Source organism: Serratia sp. Ag1 (assembly GCF_000743355.1).
In the GTDB taxonomy this organism is placed as follows: domain Bacteria; phylum Pseudomonadota; class Gammaproteobacteria; order Enterobacterales; family Enterobacteriaceae; genus Chania.
Map to the genome: position 1 here is coordinate 1 of NZ_JQEI01000082.1, position 1579 is coordinate 1579.

A 1579-nucleotide genomic window follows, 5' to 3' on the forward strand; every position below is an offset into this window, starting at 1 on the left:
ACAGCACTTCAAAGCCTTTGTTGACCACCATACGCTCTTTCATGCCCTGCCATTCCGGGGTGAACTCCACAATCGACAGGGAAGGTATGGTGCGCAGGTAGTGGGGCCACAGCAGGCTGACCAGCCCTTCGGTCAGCTCCGGCAGGTCGTCGTCGAGTTTTTCCCGCAAGCGGCCCATCAGGAAGGCGAAGCCTTCGAACAGGCGTTCCACATAGGGGTCACGGGCACCGGCTTTATCCAGATTCAATCCGGCAGCCCGGTCGGGGTGCGCGCGGGCAAACTCTTCGCCCGCCTCGCGCAGGTAACGCATTTCGGCGTCAAAATAACGCAGGGTTAAGTCGTCCATAGCTCTCTTGTTCGTTATGCCAATAGCGCTGAGGGAAACATCAGAAAACCGTATTCCCACTTCCCGGAAGGGGAACGTGGGACGGTGCTGTGGTGTTATAGAGAAACGTTGTCATCACCGTTTCGCTGGAGCCTGAACCGGCACGTTATCCTCCTGCACAAACTCATCATCAGGGGTATGTGCCATCGGCTCTGGGGTATTCTGTAGCTGAAAGATCTGCGTCGGCAGCGTGAAGTTACGCAACTGCAGCAGCGTCAACGGACCTTTACCCAGCTCCGTGCGTAATATCCATTGCAACGGCGCGTTGTCCGGGGTGGTGAACGTCAATTGATAACGCCCTTCATCCAGTTTCTGCTGCTTCGCCTGTTCGAGCCAGCGAATGAGGCCCCAGGTGCCCTGATAGTCACCGTACAGGCGGGCACCGGCATCCACGCTGGTCCAGGTCAGCATGGCACCCGGTTTATAGGTGTCCCCCGGCCAGCGGAAACTTTGCCAGCTTTCCATCTGATTGAAATAATGAAGTTTCTGGCCATCAATCGACAGGTTGGTTTCCACCACATCCGGGACCGGACGGGCCAACAACTCAAACCGCAACCCCTGGCTACCATCGGTGAACAGGATGTCAGAAATCTGGCTCAACTGATTAATGGCCGCCAGGAACTCGGGATTAAAGGTCAGCCCCTGGCTGTTTACCTTGTCCGGTACCCAGCGCGTGCCCTCCTTATGCAGCACCCCACTCAGTTCACTGGTCAGGAAACTGTCGATACGCCCGCTGTCTTTGCGGATAAAATCGGCCAGCATCGGCAATGAGGCATCGCTTTTGCTCGCGGCAAACGGGTAGCGCCCGTCGAAGGCCGACTTCCAGTTCACCACGATAGCGTTTTTCCACTGGTCATTCAGACTGGCCGATGAAGGCTGCAGCACCGTTTCCCAGGCCTGGGTCAGTGGCTGAACAAACATCGTCCGGCCGAAGTTGTTCCATTCTTCTCCCAAGCTGGCAGCAATCAGGCTGGCATATTCCTGGGTGTCGGTCAGGTTAACGTTTTTGCCCTGGAACACCGTCTGTGCCAACACCTGAATCATCTCTTGCGGGTCGGCCGCGCTGGCAACCTGCTGCAGTTTCAGGCGCACACGGGTAACACGGGTGAGCAAGGTCTGCAGGCTGAGCGAGCTGTCAGACGACATCATGGTCTGGGTATTGCCTTTGCCCATCAGGGCCAGCAACGGACCAAA

Annotated in this window: 2 protein-coding genes; both read right to left on the reverse strand. The window is 56.9% G+C overall.

Annotation, left to right across the window (positions count from 1 at the left end):
• Positions 1-346: type VI secretion system baseplate subunit TssF (locus IV04_RS24050; RefSeq protein ID WP_037441713.1), on the reverse strand; the 346-nt coding region annotated here is incomplete at its 3' end.
• A 114-nt stretch (positions 347-460) separates the two neighbouring features.
• On the reverse strand, positions 461-1579 hold a 1119-nt coding region (locus IV04_RS24055), incomplete at its 5' end, for a type VI secretion IcmF C-terminal domain-containing protein (protein WP_037441716.1).